The organism is Streptomyces sp. NPDC101152 (genome assembly GCF_044768275.1).
GTDB lineage: Bacteria > Actinomycetota > Actinomycetes > Streptomycetales > Streptomycetaceae > Streptomyces.
Genome location: NZ_JBIWPO010000002.1, coordinates 207812 through 226566, shown reverse-complemented (window position 1 = coordinate 226566; position 18755 = coordinate 207812). Strand labels below are relative to the sequence as shown.

Here is an 18755-nt window from a genome sequence, read left to right as displayed (position 1 = left end):
CCTTCCCGGGACCCGAGGGCCGGACTCCCCCGGCAGGGCCCTCGGGCGCACCGCCCCCGCCTGTCATGACCGTATAGCGGTACGGGCATGACAGGCGGGGGCTCTCGGCGTTACCTTCGTGCGTGCACGCATGGACGACACGTACGGCGAGGAGGAGGTGCCCGTGACCGGGAAGTCGAGGGGCGAACGGCGCACAGGTCTGCTGAACGGCTTCGCCGCGTACGGGATGTGGGGTCTGGTTCCCCTCTTCTGGCCCCTGCTCAAGCCGGCCGGGGCGGTCGAGATCCTGGCCCACCGGATGGTGTGGTCCCTCGCCTTCGTGGCCGTCGCCCTCGCCTTCGTACGACGCTGGGCCTGGGCCGGCGAGCTGCTGCGGCAGCCCCGGCGGCTGGCGCTGGTCGCGGTGGCCGCGGCGGTGATCACCGTCAACTGGGGCGTGTACATCTGGGCCGTCAACTCCGGGCACGTCGTCGAGGCCTCGCTCGGGTACTTCATCAACCCGCTGGTCACCATCGCCATGGGCGTGCTGCTGCTGAAGGAGCGGCTGCGGCCGGTGCAGTGGGCCGCGGTCGGTATCGGGTTCGCCTCGGTGGTCGTGCTGACGGTCGGGTACGGGCAGCCGCCGTGGATCTCCCTGACGCTGGCCTTCTCCTTCGCCACCTACGGGCTCGTGAAGAAGAAGGTCAACCTCGGTGGGATCGAGTCGCTGGCCGCGGAGACGGCGATCCAGTTCCTGCCGGCCCTCGGCTATCTGCTGTGGCTGTCCTCGCAGGGCAGGTCGACGTTCACGAGCGGAGGGCCCGGGCACGCGGCACTGCTCGCGGCGACCGGCGTGGTGACGGCGCTGCCGCTGGTCTGCTTCGGCGCGGCGGCGATACGGGTGCCGCTGTCGACGCTGGGCCTGCTGCAGTACCTGGCGCCGGTGTTCCAGTTCCTGCTGGGGGTCGTGTACTTCCACGAGGCGATGCCGGTCGAGCGGTGGGCCGGGTTCGCCTTGGTGTGGGCAGCGTTGTGCCTGCTGACGGCCGACGCGTGGCGCACCGCGCGGGCGGTCGGTCGGCGCCTCGAGGTGCCGCGCGTCGAGGTGACGCCCTCGGCCTCTTCAGCGGACGTCTGACGCGCCGAGACCCCTGTCAGCGGGCCGAGTTGCGTGCGCGTTCCGTGAGTCGGCCCATGCGGGCGCGGGCCGACTCCAGTTCCTCGATGTCGTCGGCCGCCGGGCCGTCCTCGGCGGTGAGCTCCGTCCACAGGCCGATCAGGTCGCGGCCCATCTCCAGCCCCTTGTGGGGGTCGCGCACGGCCCGCCACGCGGAGGCGGCGCTCCGGACGTTCCCGTACGCACCCTCGGCGTCCCGCAGGCGGCGGTGGACCCGGGCGAGGTCGATCGACAGCCGGAACGCACGCTCGGGGTCGCCGCCCAAGTAGGCGATGTACGCGGTCAGTTCGCGCAGCTTCAGCACCTCGCCGTGCTCAGACCCGAGCACCGCCGACGCCTCCCCGACGGTCTTCACGGCCAAGGCGCCCGCCTCCGCTATCCGCCCCGCCTTCACGGCCTCGTTGATCCCCGTCATCGGCTCCAGCAGGAACCCGGGAGCGGTGGGCGGCTCGTCCCCGAGCACGGCTTCGGCCACAGCGTCGAACCCGCGGGCCGGGGTGGGGGTGGGCTGGGGGTCGGGGTCGAGGGGCGGGAGGGGTGCGAGGGGCAGGGGGGCCGGGACGGGCGGGCGGGCGTCCTCGGGCGCCGAGGCGGGGGCGGGGGGGCGAGTGTCGTGGTGGGCGGGGGCGTAGGGGGTGGCGTCCTGGGGTGCGGGGGGTGCGGCGGCGGTCGTGGGGTGCAGGGGCGCGTCCATGGGCGGCGGCGGACCGAACCGGCCCGCGGGCGGTACGACCGTGCCGGGGGCGCGGACCTGTTCCGGGTCCGGCAGCTTCCGCAGAGTGAACGTCGGCGCGGGGTCATCCGTCGGCGGGACGTTCTCCCCGAGAGGCAGCGGCTCGGACACCGCCCGCAGGGGGAAGGTCGGCGCGGCGTCCCGCACGGGCTCGGGGCTCGGCGGCCGCAGGAGATGAGTGGGCTTGTCGCGGTAGGGCGCGGGCCGGGGCTGCGGCTGCGGCGGTTCCGCTGCAGGGGCCACCGGCATCACGGGCGGCATGACGTCCGGCTCGAGCGCCGCAGCCATCCGTACCGGCTCCCCCGTGAACGTGCTGGAGCCGTCGGCCGCCACCTGGAGGTGGACGACACAACCGATGCGCTCGTCGTGGATCGTGGCCCGGACGGGGTTGCCGGTGGCCACGGCGATGCGGTGCAGGTGGTCGAGGACGGCCTGCTGGATCTCCTCGCCGGCGGCCGGGACGAGAGGGACGCCACCGATCGAGGCACCGCCCGCTCCCGGTCCCGCCACGGGGACATGGACGTCGACCGGCGTCGCCACGAGGGCCGCCGGGTGGGCGGCGCGCTTCTGTTCCCGCTTCTTCTCGCGGCTGAGTCGAGACATCGGTTTCCCTCACTCGGATGCGTCGGAAGGGGAGCGCACGGCGCGTTCGGGTCCCATGGTGCCCCCTCCCGCCTCGGGCTTCCGTTCTCCCGGCGTCAAGATCCGGTCGTACACGTACTGTCGAGTCTCTCCGCTCGCTGCCGGTCCTCACGTCACCGTCCCGTCACAGACTCGTCCCAGCGGATCGCACTCTGTCGGGCGACCGGCCGGGCGGTGAGCGGATCTGTTGGCTTGCCGAGGGAGAAGAGCGGGCATGCGCACGGACATGCAGCAAGGACCGGAGATCTGGCTCCGCGGACCCGTCGCCGTGTCGGAGCCCGGCCCGTACGAGCCCGCCCACACCGCCGCGACCGCCCGGCACTACTCCTGGGTCGGCACCCACGGTGGCGCCGGCGTCTCGACCCTCGCCGCCGTCTACGGCGGTCACGACTGCGGCCGGGACTGGCCCGGACCTGACGACCCGCGATCCGTCCTGCTCGTCGCCCGCACCCATGCCCACGGGCTGGCCGCGTCCCAGCGCGCCCTGGAGGTGTTCCGGCGCGGGCAGGCACCCCAGGGGCTCGATCTCGACGCCCTCGTCCTCGTCGCGGACGCCCCGGGGCGGCTGCCCCGGCCGCTCGACCGGCAGGTCCGGCTGCTCGAGTCGGCCGTCGACGTGTATCGCGTCCCCTGGGTGCCGGGCTGGCGTCTCGGCGACCTGAGCGGCCGGCCGCCACGGGAGACGCGGGCCCTGGCCCGGCTGACGGGAGCCGCTGCCCGGGCTAAGCCGTGATGTCCTTCGTCGTGAACCGGGCCCAGGCCGCCGAGCCGAACACCGCCGCGTACAGGGCCTGCAGGCCGAGGTTCTTCGTCAGGTCGTCCCAGTAGACCGGGTCGCGCATCAGGTCGGCGAAGGACAGCCAGTAGTGGGAGAAGAAGTACGGCTGCAGGGCGTGCAGTTGGGGTATCTGGTCGAGGATCTGGACGGTGATCAACAAGCCCACGGTCGTCGCCATCGCCGCTATGCCGCTGTTGGTGAGCGTCGAGATGAACAGGCCCAGGGCGGCTATGCCGACGAGGGAGGCCGCGACGACCAGCGCGATCAGGAGGGCCCGGCCCAGACCTTCGGTGAAGCCGATCTGGGTGCCGGAGATGGTCGTCAGGTCGCCCAGCGGGAAGAGAATGGCCCCCACCGTCAGCGCCGACACCGCGACCACGAGGGTGGCCACGAGGCAGAAGGCCAGGACCGTCGCGTACTTGGTGAGCAGCAGACGGGTGCGGCCGGCCGGGGCCACCAGGAGGTAGCGCAGGGTGCCGGCGTTCGCCTCGCCGGCGATCGCGTCGCCCGCGATGACCCCGATCGCCATCGGCAGGAAGAACGGCAGGGTGGCGGCCAGGGCGGCGAAGACCAGGAACAGGCCGTTGTTGGTGATCTGCGAGACGAAGGCCGGGCCGCCGCCTCCGTCCCGGCCGGGGCCGGCCGACGAGCCGCCGCTCGTCTCGATCTTGACCGCGATGCCCACCAGGATCGGGACCGCGGCGAGCACGGCCAGCAGTGTGAGGGTGCGCCAGCGGCGGAAGGTGGTCACGAGTTCGTTGCGCAGGAGGGTGGCAAGGAAGGTCTTCTCGCGGCCTTCGGTGCGCACACGTCGGGCGAGCAGGCGCGGACGTGACCGCACGCTCGCATCGGCCCCGCTCTCCCGTGGGACACCCGTCTCAGCCCGCGACATCGAAGCCCTCCCCCGTCAGTGCCACGAACGCGTCCTCCAGGGAGGCTCGTTCGACACCGAAGCCGCGGACCCGGACCCCCGCGGTGACCAGGGCGGCGTTCACCTCCGCCAGATCACCGTCCGGGGGTTCCGCCATCACCCGGTCGTCGGTGATCACGACATCGGCGACGCCCTGTTCCTTCAGGACCCGGGCCGCGTCCGCGCCGTCGGGCGTGGTGACGACCAGGCGGCCGCGTGCCCCGGCGGCCAGGTCGGCCACCGGGCCCTGGGTGATCAGCCGGCCCTGCGCCATCACCGCCACGTGCGTACAGACCTGCTCGATCTCGTCGAGGAGGTGGGAGGAGAGGAACACGGTGGTGCCGTCGGCGGCCAACTCCCTGACCAGGGAACGGATCTCACGCATGCCCTGCGGATCGAGTCCGTTGGTCGGCTCGTCCAGCACCAGCAGCCTGCGCGGCTGGAGCAGGGCGGCGGCGAGCCCGAGCCGCTGCTTCATGCCCAGGGAGTACGCCTTGGCCTTCTTGCCGGCCGCCGCCGTCAGCCCCACCCGCTCCAGCGCCGACGCGACACGGACACGCCGGGTGCGCGGGTCGGCGGTCGGATCCGCGGCGTCGTAACGGACCAGGTTGTCGCGACCGGAGAGGAAGCCGTACAGGGCGGGGCCCTCGATGAGCGCCCCGACGTGCGGGAGGACGGCGCGGGTGGCCCTCGGCATGGGACGGCCGAGGACGCGCGCCGTGCCCGACGTGGGCTCGATCAGGCCCATCAGCATGCGGATGGTGGTGGTCTTGCCCGAGCCGTTGGGACCGAGGAAGCCGAAGACGCTGCCTGTCGGGACGGTCAGGTCCAGGCGGTCGACGGCGAGTTGTCCGCCGCGGTAGCGCTTGGTGAGCCCGCGGGTGGCGATGACGCTGTCACCCGGCTCACCACGATCCGGCTCCGTGGCGGACGCCTCGTCCATCGGCTCCCTCGATTCGTGCTCGTACCCGTCGCGCGGCGACTACTCACAGTGAGGACGAGCAGTCGCCACGCAGGGTTCCCGTCAGCCCGCGTTCGCCGCCTTCACCAGAGCGTCCTTGCTGACCGCACCGACGTAGACCTTGCCGTGGTCGGTGATCAGGGCGTTGATCAGCCGGGTCTTGAAGACGGTGCCCGAGCCGAACTTGCCGCTGACCTTGTCGCCGAGGGAGTTGAGGAAGCCGCCGAACTGGCCCCCGGCCTTGGAGCCGGACGGGATGCCCTTGCCGCCGGTGTCGAAGGTCGCGATGGAGTCCCAGCCCTTGCCGATGACCTTCATGCCGTTGGGACCGTTGCCCTGGTCCTTGCCCGGCTTGCCGTTCTTCTCGGCGCCCTTCAGCCTGCCCTCCTCGCCGCCGTTCGCGAGCTTGCCCGGCCTGCCCTGCTTGCCCTCGGTGACCTTCGCGCCCTTGGGCGCCTTGAAGTCGAAGGTCGAGGCGGCCGGCTTGGCGAAGCTGATCTGGGTGAAGCCGGCGTCGATGACGGCGGCACCGCCGCTCGAGGGGGTCAGCGTGAACTTCAGCGGGAGCCCCGTCTTCGAGTCCACGGCGACGGTGATCTGACCGACCGTCGAACCCGAGTCCTTCGGCTTGATGACCAGTCGGTAGGCGTCCCGGCCGGCGACCTGGGCGGTGCCCTGGACCGTCACCGAGGTGGTGCTGTCGACCGCCTTGAGGGCGTCCTTGGTGAGCTTGTCGGGTGTCGCCGGTGCCTGTTCCTTCTTCTGCGCGGCGGCGTTGTCGGGCGCGGTGCTGTGGTAGACCGCGTTCGACTGGCTGTCGTAGCCCCAGACGTCCTTGCCGTTGTGGATGACGCTGTATTCCGCCGCGTTCTCCAGCAGCGACAGCTTCTGCCGGTCCGGGCCGTCCGCGGCGACGCGCAGGGTGTGCGTGCCGGTCGCGAGCGCGGTGAGCTTGGCGGTGGGGTCGGCGGAGGACCCGCCACCGGAGCGGCCCATCGCGCCGGACGTCAGGCTGCTCTCCAGGCCGCCCAGGTTCGGCAGGCCCAGATCCGTGCTGATCTTCACCGTGCCGGACAGCTGCTGTACGTTCGACTTGGCGATCTTCTCGATGAGTTGCTGTGCGCTGATCTTCGGCAGGCTGGGGTCACCGGAGTTGGCGAGCGCCGGGACGAGCCCGATGGTCGCCGCCGCCACCCCCACCACCGCGACCGGGACGACGTACCGCGCGGCCTTGCGCCTTCCCGCGCGCAGGTCGTCGGCCTCGCCGGCGATCGAGCTGTCGTCGGATTCGTACGGTGCCATGTGTGCGCTACCTCCGTCGTCGGCGGCGGCTTCCAACTTGCCTGAGACCACTCGTCTTCCACCTCAAGCCGCCATTCTCACCCGAATCGGTGAGGAGTGGTGTTTTCCGTGGTTACCAGTTGACCAAATCGGCCGGAGAGAAGCGTCAAACCCCAGAGCCAACTCCGCGTACGACTGGGGTATGACACGAGGGGGCGGCGGCTCCCCCGACCCGTAGGGGTACGGGTGTGACAGGGAGAGCCGCCGCCCCCGGAAGTGCCGTCAATGACCGCCTCAGCGCTGCAGGAACACGTAGTCCGCGTGGTAGGGGACACCGACGACGGCACCCGGCGTGCAGGTTCCGGCCGGAGCGACTCCGCCGACGGTGTTGAGCCGCAGGATCTCGGCGGTGCCGGCGAGCAGCCCCCGGTGTTTGCCGGACTGCGTTGCCTTCAGGTCGAGTTCGGGGATGTTGCCGTCCCCGTTCGGGGTCTTGGTCAGGACGGCACCGGTCACCGCGCTCCCGTCGGGCGCGACCCACTGCGGCGTACCGGAGTTGGGCGCGACGAAGGAGTGCCGGATGCCACCGCCGAGCAGGGCGCGCACGTCCCGCTGGGCGAAGGCGTAGCCGCCGGTCGCGGCCGGCTTGCACTCGTAGATCTGCCGGCCCTTGACCACGGACGCCTGGAAGTTGTGCAGGGCGTCGCGGAAGTCGAAGGCGGCCACGGTGACCTTGTGGAGCTGGCCGCGGACGGCTCCGCCCGGGAACGCGGCGGTGTGCAGGTTGGCGTAGAAGGATCCGGGGTCGGACTTCAGCGCGTCGAGCAGCGCCGGGTCGTCGACCTTGACGGAGCCGGTGAGGCTGTGGCGCCTGGCCTTCTTGCCGATCAGCCTGCTGAAGTCGATCTTGACTCCGCCGTTGGTGCCCTTGGCGCCCTGGTGGATGTGGAGCATGGTCGGCCGGCCGGTGCCGTGCCAGGTCACGGCGACGGACACCTTGTCGCCCTCGACCTTGATGAACTCCAGCGCTGCCCCGTCCTTGTCCCCGGCGGCCGGGCCGCCGGCCACGGGCACCTCGTTGGCGCCGCGCAGACTGGCGGCGAGGATCGTCGCCCCGGTCGTGCCGTGGCCGCCGGCTGCGGCGGCGGGAATCGTGGTGGCGGCGACGGCGACGGCGGCCGCCACCGCGACGGCGGCGGCGACGAGGCCCTGACGGCGCTTCGGGAACGTCGTGTTCTTGCCCATGATGCGGTTCTCCCCGTAGATCGGCCGACACCCCCTGCGTCGGCCTTCTGGGTGTGAGTACGGAAGGGATCTCAGACTGGATTCAGTCCAAGTTTGTGATGCGTGCCACATCGCCTCGAAGGCGTGGCTCAGCCCGTCCGTTCTAGCCGGTCCGCCGCGCTCGGAAGATGCCTTTCAGGGCCGAGGGGAGGGCAGAGTCCTCGCCCCCGGCCAGGGGGCGAAGGGGCAGGACCGCTGGTCGCCATGTGGGCAGGGGGCGGTGGGCGACTCAGCCCGCCCGGTGCACCACCGCGTCGCACAGTTCCAGGAGCGCTGCCTTCGCATCGCACTCCCGCAACGGAGCCAGCGCCGAGCGCGCCTCCTCCGCGTACCGCACCGTGTCCCGCCGCGCCTGCTCCAGCGCGGGATGTGCCCGCAGCCCCGCGAGTGCCCGGGCGTGCTTCGCGTCGTCGGTGAGGTCGGAGTCGAGCAGTTCGCACAGGGCGATGTCCTCGGCGAGCCCGAGCCGCTCGGCCCGCTCCCGCAGCCGCAGCACGGGCAGTGTCGGGATGCCCTCGCGCAGATCCGTCCCGGGCGTCTTGCCCGACTCGTGCGAGTCGGACGCGATGTCCAGCACGTCGTCGGCGAGCTGGAAGGCGACCCCGAGCCGCTCGCCGTACTGCGTCAGCACGTCCACGACCGTCTCGTCGGCGCCCGACATCATCGCCCCGAACCGGCACGACACGGCCACCAGCGATCCCGTCTTGCCGCCGAGCACGTCCAGGTAGTGGTCGACCGGGTCGCGGCCGTCCTGCGGGCCCGCGGTCTCCAGGATCTGCCCGGTCACCAGCCGCTCGAACGCCTCCGCCTGCACCCGGACCGCCTCCGGTCCGAGGTCGGCCAGGATGTGCGAGGCACGCGCGAAGAGGAAGTCGCCGGTCAGCACCGCCACCGAGTTGCCCCAGCGGGTGTTCGCGCTGTCGACCCCGCGCCGCACCGCCGCCTCGTCCATGACGTCGTCGTGGTAGAGCGTCGCGAGGTGGGTCAGCTCCACCACCACGGCCGACGGCACCACACCGGGCGCATACGGATCGCCGAACTGGGCAGCAAGCATCACAAGGAGCGGCCTGAAGCGCTTTCCACCCGCCCGCACCAGGTGCTGGGCAGCCTCCGTGATGAAGGGGACCTCACTCTTGGTTGCTTCGAGCAAGCCCTCCTCGACGGCCGCCAATCCGGCCTGGACATCGGCTTCGAGAGCCTGGTCCCGCACGCTCAGCCCGAACGGCCCGACGACGGTCACGAGGGGTCTCCTGTCTGCTGGTGTCTATGGGCGGTTACGCGGTTTGTCGATAGGTCGCTGCCATCACTCAAGTCAGCGTATCCGGTCACCTTTCGATCACCGATGCCGCCCACCCGTCCAGGCCGGGCGGTATCGGATCACGACCGGTATGTTTTTGATCACCTGATATGAACTGATATGTACCGACCTGGGCAGTCGGTCGGGAGGGAAGCACGGCCCGTGTCCCGAACAGAAGTCGACGCCGAGCCCGGCAGCCGGCCTCCCCCCGAGGACGACCACGCCTTCCTCGGTCAGCCCAAGGGCCTGCTCACCCTCTCCGGCCTGGAGGTCTGGGAGCGCTTCTCGTTCCTCGGCATGCAGGCCATCCTGGTGCTCTACTTCGCCGACACCCTCGCCCACGGCGGCATGGGCATGTCGGCCGGCACCGCCGCCTCCGTCTCCGCGGCCTACGGCACCCTCGTCTACCTGGTCTCCGTCGCCGGCGGCTGGCTCGCCGACCGCATCCTGGGCTCCTACCGCGCGGTCCTGTGGGGCGGCATGCTGATCGCCTGCGGTCACTACGCCATGGCCGTGCCGACCTCCACCATGACCTGGGCGGGCCTCGGCCTGATCAGCGCCGGCACCGGGCTGCTCAAGCCGAACGTCGCCACCATGGTCGGCGAGCTGTACCGCACCGCCGACGAACGCCGCGACGCCGGTTTCGCGCTCTACTACATGGCGATCAACATCGGCGCCTTCGCGGGCCCGCTGATCACCGGCTGGCTCGGCGACCACAAGGGCTGGCACTGGGGCTTCTCGGCGGCCGCGGTGGGGATGACCTTGGGTCTCGTCCAGTACGTCGCCGGCCGCCGTCACCTGGCCGGGCGCAGGCGGACGGCGGAGTTCGCCCTCGCCCCGGACGCCATGCGCCGCGCGATCCGCCTGATCGTGGCGGGCCTGGTGACCGTGGCGGCGGTCGCCGTCGTCCTGGGCGCCGCCGGCCGGCTCACCATGGGCCGCTTCGTCGATGTGCTCACGCTGGTCTCCGTGATCGCCCCGGTGGCCTACTTCACGGTGATGTTCACCAACGCGCGCGTGACGCCCGCAGAACGCGGCCGGCTGCGCCCGTACGTCGTCCTCTTCCTGGCCTCCACCGTCTTCAACTTCATCCTCTTCCAGGCCTACTCGACGATGATGCTGCTGGCCTCGACGAACGCCGAGACGGCCATCCTCGGCTTCGACTTCCCGGCGAGCTGGTACGCCTCCGCGCTCGGCGCCTTCGAGGTCGCTCTCGCGCCCGTGGTCGCCGCCCTCTGGGTGCGCATGGGCCAACGCCAGCCGCACGCCTCCAACAAGATCGCCATCGGCGTCGTCCTGGGCGGCCTGTCGTTCCTGCTGATGGCTCTGCCGACCTCGGGGCACGGATCCGACGACCACCTGATGTCGGCCTGGTGGATCGTGGGCTCGTACCTCCTGCTCGGCCTCGGCGACATCCTGCTGGAGACCTCCGGCATGTCGGCCACGACGAAGCTCGCCCCGGCCGTCTTCGCCAGCCAGACCATGTCCCTCTGGTTCCTGTCCCTCGCCCTCGCCAACGGCATCCAGGCCCAGACCGTGAAGCTGTACGACGACGTCTCCAAGCCCGCCTACTTCGGCGTCAACGGCGCGATCGCGGTGGCCGCCGGCCTGGCCGTGGCGGCCGCCGCGCCCTGGCTGCGCCGCACGATGCACCCCGTCCACTGAGGTCACCGCGATGAGCCCGCACATCCGTACGTCCTTCCCGCACGAGACGACCCACGAGGACGCCTGGATCCCCCTCACGGACGGCACACTGCTGTACGCGCGCGTGTGGCGCCCTTTGACGAACGAGCCCGTACCGGCGCTCCTCGAATACCTCCCCTATCGCCTCTCCGACTGGACCGCGCCCCGCGACCACCAGCGCCACCCCTGGTACGCCGGCCACGGCTACGCCTCCGTCCGCGTCGACATCCGGGGCCACGGCAACAGCGAGGGCATCCCCGGCGACGAGTACTCGGCGACGGAACTCGCCGACGGCGTCGAGGTCGTCAACTGGCTCGCCGCGCAGCCCTGGTGCGACGGGAAAGTGGGCATGTTCGGCATCTCCTGGGGCGGCTTCAACTCCCTTCAGATCGCGGCCCTCGCGCCCGAACCGCTCAAGGCGGTCGTCACGGTCTGCTCAACGGACGACCGCTATGACAACGACGTGCACTACATGGGAGGTTCCGTCCTCGCGGTGGACATGCACGCATGGGCGGCGACCATGCTCGCTTTCGCCGCCCGCCCGCCGGACCCCCTGTACGTCGGCCCCGTCTGGCGGGAGATGTGGCTGAGGCGCCTCGAGACGATCGACCCCTTCATCCACACCTGGCTGGCCCACCAGACACGGGACGAGTACTGGCGCCACGGCAGCGTCTGCGAGGACTACGGCGCGATCCGGGCGGCCGTCCTCGCGGTGGGCGGCTGGCACGACCCGTACCGCGACACGGTGCTGCGCCTGGTCGAACACCTCCCGGCGGACCGGGTGCGCGGCCTGATCGGCCCCTGGTCGCACCAGTACCCGGACCGCGGCCTGCCGCCCGGCCCGGCGATCGGCTTCCTCCAGGAGACCCTGCGCTGGTGGGACCACTGGCTGAAGGGGGCCGACCCGGGGGCGATGGAGGAACCGCTGCTGCGCGCGTACATCAGCGACTCGCACCGCCCGGCGACGGTGTACGGGGTGCTGCCGGGGCGGTGGGTGGGGGAGGGGGCTTGGCCTTCGCCGGGGGTGAGGGTGGTGTCGTACGGGCTCGGGGACGGTGCTGTGTCACATGCCACTGATCCGAACGGTGGTGTGTCACACACCACCCCCGTCCCCGTCCGCTCCCCCCAGCACACCGGCACCGACGCCGGCCGCTTCTTCCCCTTCGGCAACGATGCCGATCTCCCGCCGGACCAGCGCGAGGAAGACGGGCGGTCGGTCTGCTTCGACTTCGCGGTGACCGAGGAGACGTGGGTGCTGGGCCGCCCGCGAGTGCGGTTGCGGGTGACCTCGGAGGTGCCACGCGGTCAGATCGCCGTACGGGTTTGCGACGTCGCACCCGACGGCGCCTCGACCCTGGTGACTCGGGGCGTGCTGAACCTCTCGGCGCGGCACGGCCGCGACAGGAACCTCCCCTGGCCGACCGGCGCCACCGAGGACGTCGACTTCGAACTGAACGGCATCGGACACGCCTTCCCGGCCGGCCATCGCATCCGGCTGGCCGTCTCCTCCGCGTACTGGCCGTGGATCTGGCCGCAGCCCGGTTCGCAGGCGGGCTTCGCCCTGGACCCGGCGGGCAGTGCGCTGGAACTTCCGGTACGCGCGCGTGCGTCGGACGAGCCGGCGATCACCTTCGAGGAGCCGGAGCAGGCCGGACCGCTCGGCGTGAACTCCCCCGTCACGCTGGACGAACCGCGCCCCGAACGGCTGGTCGTGCGGGACGTGGCCAAGGGCGAGTGGCGCCTGGAGGTCGACCCGCGCTACGGCGGCACGCGCGTGTACCCCGACGGCCTGGAGTTCACGGAGGACGCGTTGGAGACGTACACGATCCGGGAGGCCGATCCCCTGTCGGCCCGTACCCGCTCGGACTGGTCGATCCGGCTGCACCGGCCGGACCTGCCCTGGGAGACGACGATCCGTACGCGCTCCGAGGTCACCTGCGACGCGGAGGCGTTTTTCACCTCCAATGAGGTGATTTGCACGGAAGGCAACGAAGTGACCTTTCACCGGACCTGGGAGAAGCGGATTCCACGCACGGCCGGTTGAGGGCGAGTTGAGGTCATTGCCCGAATTGCCGCTCTTGTCTTCACCAGTGACTTGACTCACGCCGGAGCATGATCCGCACTTCGGGTGCATTTCGACCGGTACGCCTTTGCCCAAGCGTCAGTTGAAGCTTGGCAACAGCAAAGGATCAAGCACCCCATACGCCTCCGATCAAGGTCAATAGGGGTGATGTGTGAATCCGGCACTTGTTCCGGGCATGTGCTCTCGCATACGTTCCCGGCCTGTCGGGCGGACGCCGAATCCTGCCGCCGCCCGAACCACCAACCGAGAACGCACGGCAGGAGCGGGGGAACCAGGTAGGCCGCCGGACCGGATGTCTGTGGGCATTCGGGACGGCTCGGGGTGAAGTCGCACCGCCGTACGGCGGTGCGGCCGGGCATCTCCCGCCCGAACCCGACAGCTCACCTCGCAGGCGACGGAGAGGAACCTCGTCATGTCTGCTGCCGTTCAGCACCGCCGTACCCGAACGTCCCGCATCGTCCGCAAGCTCGCCGTCATCGGCACGAGCGCCGCCGTCCTCGCCCTCCCGGTCATCGGCGCGACCAGCGCCTCCGCGGCCACCACCAACGTGGTCACCGCCTCCTCGCTCGGCTATGCCAACAACCTGGACGGCTGGATCCGCGCCTCCCTCCACGTCATGGCGCAGCACGGGATTCCCGGCTCGTACAACGGCATCTACCGCAACGTGATCCGCGAGTCCTCGGGCAACCCGCTCGCCATCAACAACTGGGACTCGAACGCGCTCCGCGGCACGCCGTCGAAGGGCCTGCTGCAGGTCATCGACCCGACGTTCGCCGCGTACCACGTGGCCGGCACCTCGTACGACCCGTACGACCCGGTTGCCAACATCACCGCCGCCTGCAACTACGCGGCCGCGCGCTACGGCTCGATCGACAACGTGTACGGCGCCTACTGAGCCGGCCAACGCTTCAGAAGAGTCTCTCGAGGACGACGGCGATGCCGTCGTCCTCGTTCGACAGGGTGATCTCGTCGGCCACGGCCTTGAGTTCGGGGTGCGCGTTGGCCATCGCGACGCCGCGGGCGGCCCAGTCGAACATCGGGATGTCGTTGGGCATGTCGCCGAAGGCGATGGTCTCGTGCGGGCCCAGACCCAGGTGTCCGGCGGCCAGCGCGAGGCCCGTCGCCTTGGTGATGCCGCAGGGCTGGAGTTCGACGGTCCCGGGTCCCGACATCGTGACGGTGGCCAGCGAGCCGACGACCGAACGGGCCGTCGCCGCCAACTCGTCGTCGGACAGGTACGGATGGCGCAACAGCACCTTGCTGATGGGTTCGCACCACAGGTCGTCGCGCCGCTCGACCCGTACGGCGGGCAGCGTGGGGTGGGGCATCAGGTACCCGGGTTCGATGAGTGTGAGCCCGTCGACGCCGTCCTGGTCGACGGCCGCGTACACCTGGCCCACCTCGGCCTCGATCTTGCCGAGGGCGGTCTCGGCCAGCTCCCGGTCCAGGGTGACGGACCACAGCAGACGGTCCGCGCCGGCGTCGTACACCTGCGCGCCCTGTCCGCACACCGCGAGCCCCCCGCTGCCCAGGTCGTCGAGGAGCGTCCGCACTCTCGGGGCCGGCCGGCCGGTCACCACGAGGTGTCGGGCACCGGTGCCGGTCACGCGCGCGAGAGCGGCGAGGGACCGGTCGGACAGGGTGTCGTCGCCTCGAAGAAGAGTGCCGTCCAAGTCGGTGGCGATGAGGGCATATGCGGTGGGTGCGGCCATGATCAGAGAATACGGACCGGACACGCCCCCGACTCATCCCAAACCGGTCGACCGGCCTGTTCACCGCGGCCAGACCAACTCCCTTTCCGGCAGCGGCGCTTGGCAGGAACGCCCGCACCGAGCCCCGCCCCTGGTCGCGGCGGAGGAACACGGCGGTTCCCGGTCGGCGTCGGGTGCGAGGCCCGTCACTCGTACGGGGCGATCGGCCCGGGCGGCGAACCCGGGTGAGCGGCCGTGGGGACGTGACCTGCGGCCGCTCGTCGCCGACCGGGGTTCAGCCGTGCGCCGCCGCCAAGTGCCGAGCGAGCCTCGGGGACGCGAATTCCGTGCCGCAGACGAAGCGCATCACCGGGCCGTACGAGGCCGCGGCCGGCAGGCCGGTGAAGTACAGGCCGGGGACCGAGGAGACGTATCCGGCGCCCAGCTTGGGCGTGCCGCGGCTGACGGCGAGGTGGGTACGCAGTTCGGGGCCGAGGAAGTCCATCGCGGCGATGTCCACCCGGTATCCGGTGGCCGCGATGACGTGGTCCGCGGAGAGGTTCTCCGTAGCGCCGCCGAGGGTGCGCACGGTGAGCGTCGGGCTGCCGCCGTCGGCATCGGTCCGTACGATCCGCTCGACCTCGCTGACCTGCACCTTGCCCTCGAAGCGGTCGCGCAGCCACCAGGCGCCGAGCGGGCCGAGGACCCGGCGGACCAGGTAGTGGCGCACCTCGGCCGGAAGATAGCGGTAGGGGTGCGGGTAGTAGCTCAGCGCCCACAGGGACCAGGCGCGGCCGAAGGGCGACTCGGGACGGAGTTTGGGCTGCTCCCAGGGCGGCGCGCCGAAGGCGACCCTGCCGCGGCCGCGGGAGACCACCCGCACCCGGGCACCCGCCTCCGCCGCCAGCACGGCCGTCTCGAGCGCGGACTGGCCGGCGCCGACCACGATGAGGTCCTTGCCGGAGTACCGCGTGAGGTCGTGGTGCTGGGAGCTGTGGGAGACGGGGCCCGTGGGCGTGGGCCCGTCCGCCGCGGCGGCCAGTTCGGCGGGCAGGTGTGCGAGGCCGTGCAGCCCGGTCGCCACGACGACCGCCCGCGCGGTGAACAACTCGCCTGAGTCCAGCTTCAGTTCGAAGCCGCCGCCGCTGGCGCGGTCCACCGAGACGACCCGCATCTGCTCCAGCTCGGGCACGAGTTTCTGCTGGAACCACTCGCCGTACGCGATGAAGGTCTCGACCGGGATGATGTCCTCGTCGGTGACCAGCCGCCGGATGCCGGCGGCGTCGCAGTAGTCGGCGAGGGTGTGCCCCTGCTGCGGCGCGTCCAGGCTGGAGGCCACGGGCGTCGACTTCAGGAGCATCTTGGCGGGCATGTGGTCGCGCCAGCTGACCATGGGCTCGCCGAACACGCGGACCGGGATGCCGCGTGCGCGCAGATGGGCGGCGGTGGACAGGCCGAACGGCCCGGCGCCGATGATCGCAACCGGTTGAATCACGAAGTCCCTCCCCAGGACGGTCTTTTCGCCACTTCGTGTGGTTCGGTTCGGACGGCTGACCGGTCGGCTAGCCACCCGAACTGGTGGTATTGCCACGGCGGTTGGTCCGCCACAGCTGATACAGGTGCTTCGCGCCCGGCCGCACGAAGCGTGCGAGCATCGTGAGGAACGGCAGCGGGTCGTCACCCGCGAGCCAGGCCAGCTCCGTCCCGCTCGCGCGCGCCGGTGCGTGCGGCGTCGTGTAGCCGCTGCGGCGGTAGGCGAGCAGGGCGGGCAGGTCGATGTTCTCCACGATGTACCGGTGACCGGCTCGCTGTTCCCCCTCCGGGACGGTGCGGCCGGTCAGGTCCAGATGCATGGCGCGGACGACGTCCACCCCCGACTCGTTCTCGAAGAGCCGGAACTGGGCGCCCATACGGGGGTTGAAGTCGAGGAGCTTGTACCGTCCGTCGCGCCGGTCGAAGCGCAGGTCGAGGTCGATGACGCCGGTGAAGCCGATCTGCTTGATGAAACGCGCGGCGAGGTCCGCGAGTTCCGGGTTGTCGACGACGTACGCGTTCGCCGTCATTCCGGCATGCGGCGGCCAGGAGCGCACCTTCACGCCGGTGAACATGGCGAGCGGGGTCGAGTCCTGGTCGAAGTAGGCGTGCACGATCCAGTCCTCGGCGTCCTCCCTGGGCAGGTACTCCTGGAGGATCACGCCGGGATGCTCGCCCCAGTCGCGGGCGAGCCGCAGCAGGCCCTCGCGGGTGGCGATCCTGGTCGTGCCGTTCACCGCGGGCCGCCTGCGCCGCAGGAACGCCTCGCGGTTCTTGGCCACCACCGGGAAGCGGGCCTTCTCGGCGAAGGTCACGATGTCGTCGTACGACTGCGGGAACGCGGCCGTGGGGGTCGGGATGCCGTGCTCCACGCACAGTTCGTGCAGGCCCTGTTTGCTGGCCAGGCGGCGCGGCAGATCCGCTTCCACGCGAGGGAAGAGGAAGCGGCCGGCGAGTTCGCCCTGGTGCTCGGCGATCAGGACGGCGGCCTCCTCGTCGGTGGGGACGAGCACGGTGGGGCGGCCGATGCGGCGCCCGACCCGCAGCAGACCCTCCACCAGGTGGCCGGGGTCCTCGGTTCCGGTGGTCGGCCAGACGAAGGCCTTCTTGAGGTAGCGGGAGGAGGCGGCGGGCGTGTAACGGTCCTCGGTGATCGCGTACATCGGCACGCCGAGTCGGCCCAGGCTGCGGATCGCGCCCACACCGCCGTGGTGCAGCGGATAGTCGCCGAACTTGACGATCAGGCCCGGCACGTCACGGTCGGCCTCGAAGGGCACACTGCTCGTGCTCCTGGCCACGGGTCCCCCCACGCGTCCCCCCTACGGACCGGACCCACCCCGTCCGTGTCCCCCAAAGGACGCTAAGCCGGAATTGGGGCATCCGACAAGGCCAATTCGGACATTGCAAACTCTTTAGGCACTGCCCAAGACGGCGGGCGCACCCGTAACGTGTGCCATGACCAGCCGGAACGCACGAGAGCGAGGCAGCACCCGATGCCCCCCTTCGATGTCCCCGAGGGCGATCCCTTCGGTCCGCACAACCTTCCGTACGGCGTCTTCTCGCCCGCCGGTTCGACGCAGCGGAGCGTCGGCGTCCGGCTCGGCGACCACGTCCTGGACGCGGGCGCGGCGGCGCGGGCGCTGGGCTCGCCGTACGCCTCCCTGCTCGCGCGGCCCTCGCTCGACCCGCTGCTCGCGGCGGGCCGTACCGCCTGGTCGGAGGTGCGGCGCGGGCTGACGGCGTGGGTGACCGAGCCGGCTCATCAGGAGGCGATCGCGGGGTTCTTCCACCCCCTGCCCTCGGTGACGCTGCACCTGCCTTTCGAGGTCGCGGACTACGTCGACTTCTACGCGTCGGAGAACCACGCGCGCAATGTCGGGCAGATCTTCCGGCCCGACGCGGCGGACTCGCTGACGCCGAACTGGAAGCACCTCCCGATCGGCTATCACGGGCGGTCGGGGACGGTGGTGGTCTCGGGAACCGATGTCGTGCGGCCTTCGGGCCAGCGGAAGGCTCCGGGGGACGCGGAGCCTGTCTTCGGGCCCTCGGCCCGCCTCGACATCGAGGCCGAGGTGGGTTTCGTGGTGGGTGTGCCGTCCAGGATGGGAACGTCCGTGGGGCTCGGGGAGTTCCCGGAGCACGTGTTCGGGCTCTGCCTGCTCAACGACTGGTCGGCGCGCGACATCCAGGCCTGGGAGTACGTCCCGCTCGGCCCCTTCCTCGGCAAGTCCTTCGCCACGTCGGTGTCGGCCTGGATCACCCCGCTGGAAGCGCTGGAGCACGCGCGCGTGGCGCCGCCGCCCCGCACGCACGCGTTGTTGCCGTATCTGGACGACTCCGGCCCGGACGCCGAGCCCGGCGGTTACGACCTGCGGATCTCCGTCGCCGTCAACGGCCATGTCGTCTCCGAGCCGCCCTTCTCCACCATGTACTGGACGGCCGCGCAGCAGCTGGCCCACATGACCGTGAACGGGGCCTCGCTGCGGACGGGCGACCTCTACGGGTCGGGCACGGTGAGCGGTGCGGAGCCCTCGCAGCGCGGGTCGCTGCTGGAACTGACCTGGAACGGACGCGACCCGCTGGAACTCCCGGAGGGCAAGCGGACGTTCCTGGAGGACGGGGACGTGGTGACGCTGTCGGCGTGGGCGCCGGGCCCGGACGGGGTGCGGCTGGGGCTGGGGGAGGTCACGGGACGGATCGTGGCGGCACGAGAGGACTGACCG

At 71.1% G+C, this 18755-nt stretch carries 15 protein-coding genes and 1 riboswitch; of the genes, 6 read left to right on the top strand and 9 right to left on the bottom strand.

Annotation, left to right across the window (positions count from 1 at the left end; translation table 11 throughout):
- The first annotated feature begins 163 nt into the window (after positions 1 to 163).
- Complete coding sequence (gene rarD, locus ACIRVK_RS03570) at positions 164 to 1117, top strand: EamA family transporter RarD (protein ID WP_404243905.1); 954 nt, start codon at positions 164 to 166, stop codon at positions 1115 to 1117.
- Between the two features lie 16 nt (positions 1118 to 1133).
- Here rarD and ACIRVK_RS03565 read toward each other — a convergent pair whose 3' ends face one another.
- Positions 1134 to 2492 (bottom strand): tetratricopeptide repeat protein, encoded by a 1359-nt coding sequence (locus tag ACIRVK_RS03565; protein ID WP_404243560.1) that lies wholly within the window; start codon positions 2490 to 2492, stop codon positions 1134 to 1136.
- 253 nt (positions 2493 to 2745) lie between these two features.
- On the opposite strand from ACIRVK_RS03565, the gene ACIRVK_RS03560 reads away from it, so the two are divergent.
- Positions 2746 to 3264 (top strand): DUF6668 family protein, encoded by a 519-nt coding sequence (locus tag ACIRVK_RS03560; protein ID WP_404243557.1) that lies wholly within the window; start codon positions 2746 to 2748, stop codon positions 3262 to 3264.
- Here the strand turns inward: ACIRVK_RS03560 and ACIRVK_RS03555 are convergent.
- The 5 genes from ACIRVK_RS03555 to ACIRVK_RS03535 form a co-directional block, all read right to left on the bottom strand.
- On the bottom strand, positions 3254 to 4201 hold the full coding sequence (locus ACIRVK_RS03555) for an ABC transporter permease (protein ID WP_404243555.1): 948 nt from the start codon (positions 4199 to 4201) through the stop codon (positions 3254 to 3256). The two genes, ACIRVK_RS03560 and ACIRVK_RS03555, sit on opposite strands and share 11 nt — an antisense overlap.
- Positions 4188 to 5162 (bottom strand): ABC transporter ATP-binding protein, encoded by a 975-nt coding sequence (locus ACIRVK_RS03550; protein WP_404243553.1) that lies wholly within the window; start codon positions 5160 to 5162, stop codon positions 4188 to 4190. The genes ACIRVK_RS03555 and ACIRVK_RS03550 overlap by 14 nt, the downstream gene beginning before the upstream one ends.
- Positions 5163 to 5243: 81 nt before the next feature.
- On the bottom strand, positions 5244 to 6482 hold the full coding sequence (locus tag ACIRVK_RS03545) for an outer membrane lipoprotein carrier protein LolA (RefSeq protein WP_404243551.1): 1239 nt from the start codon (positions 6480 to 6482) through the stop codon (positions 5244 to 5246).
- Between the two features lie 273 nt (positions 6483 to 6755).
- The gene (locus ACIRVK_RS03540) at positions 6756 to 7706 is read right to left on the bottom strand and encodes a CHRD domain-containing protein (protein ID WP_404243549.1); all 951 of its coding nucleotides are present in this window, start codon (positions 7704 to 7706) and stop codon (positions 6756 to 6758) included.
- A 268-nt stretch (positions 7707 to 7974) separates the two neighbouring features.
- The gene (locus ACIRVK_RS03535; RefSeq protein ID WP_404243547.1) at positions 7975 to 8985 is read right to left on the bottom strand and encodes a polyprenyl synthetase family protein; all 1011 of its coding nucleotides are present in this window, start codon (positions 8983 to 8985) and stop codon (positions 7975 to 7977) included.
- Positions 8986 to 9204: 219 nt separating this feature from the next.
- On the opposite strand from ACIRVK_RS03535, the gene ACIRVK_RS03530 reads away from it, so the two are divergent.
- The 3 genes from ACIRVK_RS03530 (at position 9205) to ACIRVK_RS03520 (ending at position 13703) form a co-directional block, all read left to right on the top strand.
- Positions 9205 to 10707 carry a peptide MFS transporter gene (locus tag ACIRVK_RS03530; protein ID WP_404243545.1) on the top strand — a complete coding sequence of 501 codons (1503 nt, stop codon included), beginning with the start codon at positions 9205 to 9207 and terminating at the stop codon, positions 10705 to 10707.
- Between the two features lie 10 nt (positions 10708 to 10717).
- Positions 10718 to 12769 (top strand): CocE/NonD family hydrolase, encoded by a 2052-nt coding sequence (locus ACIRVK_RS03525; protein WP_404243543.1) that lies wholly within the window; start codon positions 10718 to 10720, stop codon positions 12767 to 12769.
- A gap of 257 nt (positions 12770 to 13026) precedes the next feature.
- A riboswitch (cyclic di-AMP (ydaO/yuaA leader) is annotated at positions 13027 to 13217 on the top strand.
- Positions 13218 to 13220: 3 nt separating this feature from the next.
- Positions 13221 to 13703, top strand: a complete 483-nt coding sequence (locus ACIRVK_RS03520) for a transglycosylase SLT domain-containing protein (RefSeq protein WP_404243541.1) — start codon at positions 13221 to 13223, stop codon at positions 13701 to 13703.
- Positions 13704 to 13716: 13 nt separating this feature from the next.
- Here the strand turns inward: ACIRVK_RS03520 and ACIRVK_RS03515 are convergent, their stop codons facing one another.
- From ACIRVK_RS03515 to ACIRVK_RS03505, 3 genes are all read right to left on the bottom strand, one after another.
- The gene (locus ACIRVK_RS03515) at positions 13717 to 14520 is read right to left on the bottom strand and encodes an HAD family hydrolase (RefSeq protein WP_404243539.1); all 804 of its coding nucleotides are present in this window, start codon (positions 14518 to 14520) and stop codon (positions 13717 to 13719) included.
- A 274-nt stretch (positions 14521 to 14794) separates the two neighbouring features.
- Entirely contained in the window at positions 14795 to 15994 is a 1200-nt protein-coding gene (locus ACIRVK_RS03510; protein ID WP_404243537.1) for an FAD-dependent oxidoreductase, read from the bottom strand.
- A gap of 67 nt (positions 15995 to 16061) precedes the next feature.
- Positions 16062 to 17330, bottom strand: coding sequence for an ATP-grasp domain-containing protein (locus ACIRVK_RS03505; RefSeq protein WP_404243535.1), 1269 nt, complete (start codon positions 17328 to 17330; stop codon positions 16062 to 16064).
- 195 nt (positions 17331 to 17525) lie between these two features.
- Between ACIRVK_RS03505 and fahA the strand changes: the two genes are divergently transcribed.
- Positions 17526 to 18752, top strand: a complete 1227-nt coding sequence (gene fahA, locus ACIRVK_RS03500; RefSeq protein ID WP_404243533.1) for a fumarylacetoacetase — start codon at positions 17526 to 17528, stop codon at positions 18750 to 18752.
- The last annotated feature ends 3 nt before the right edge of the window (positions 18753 to 18755 follow it).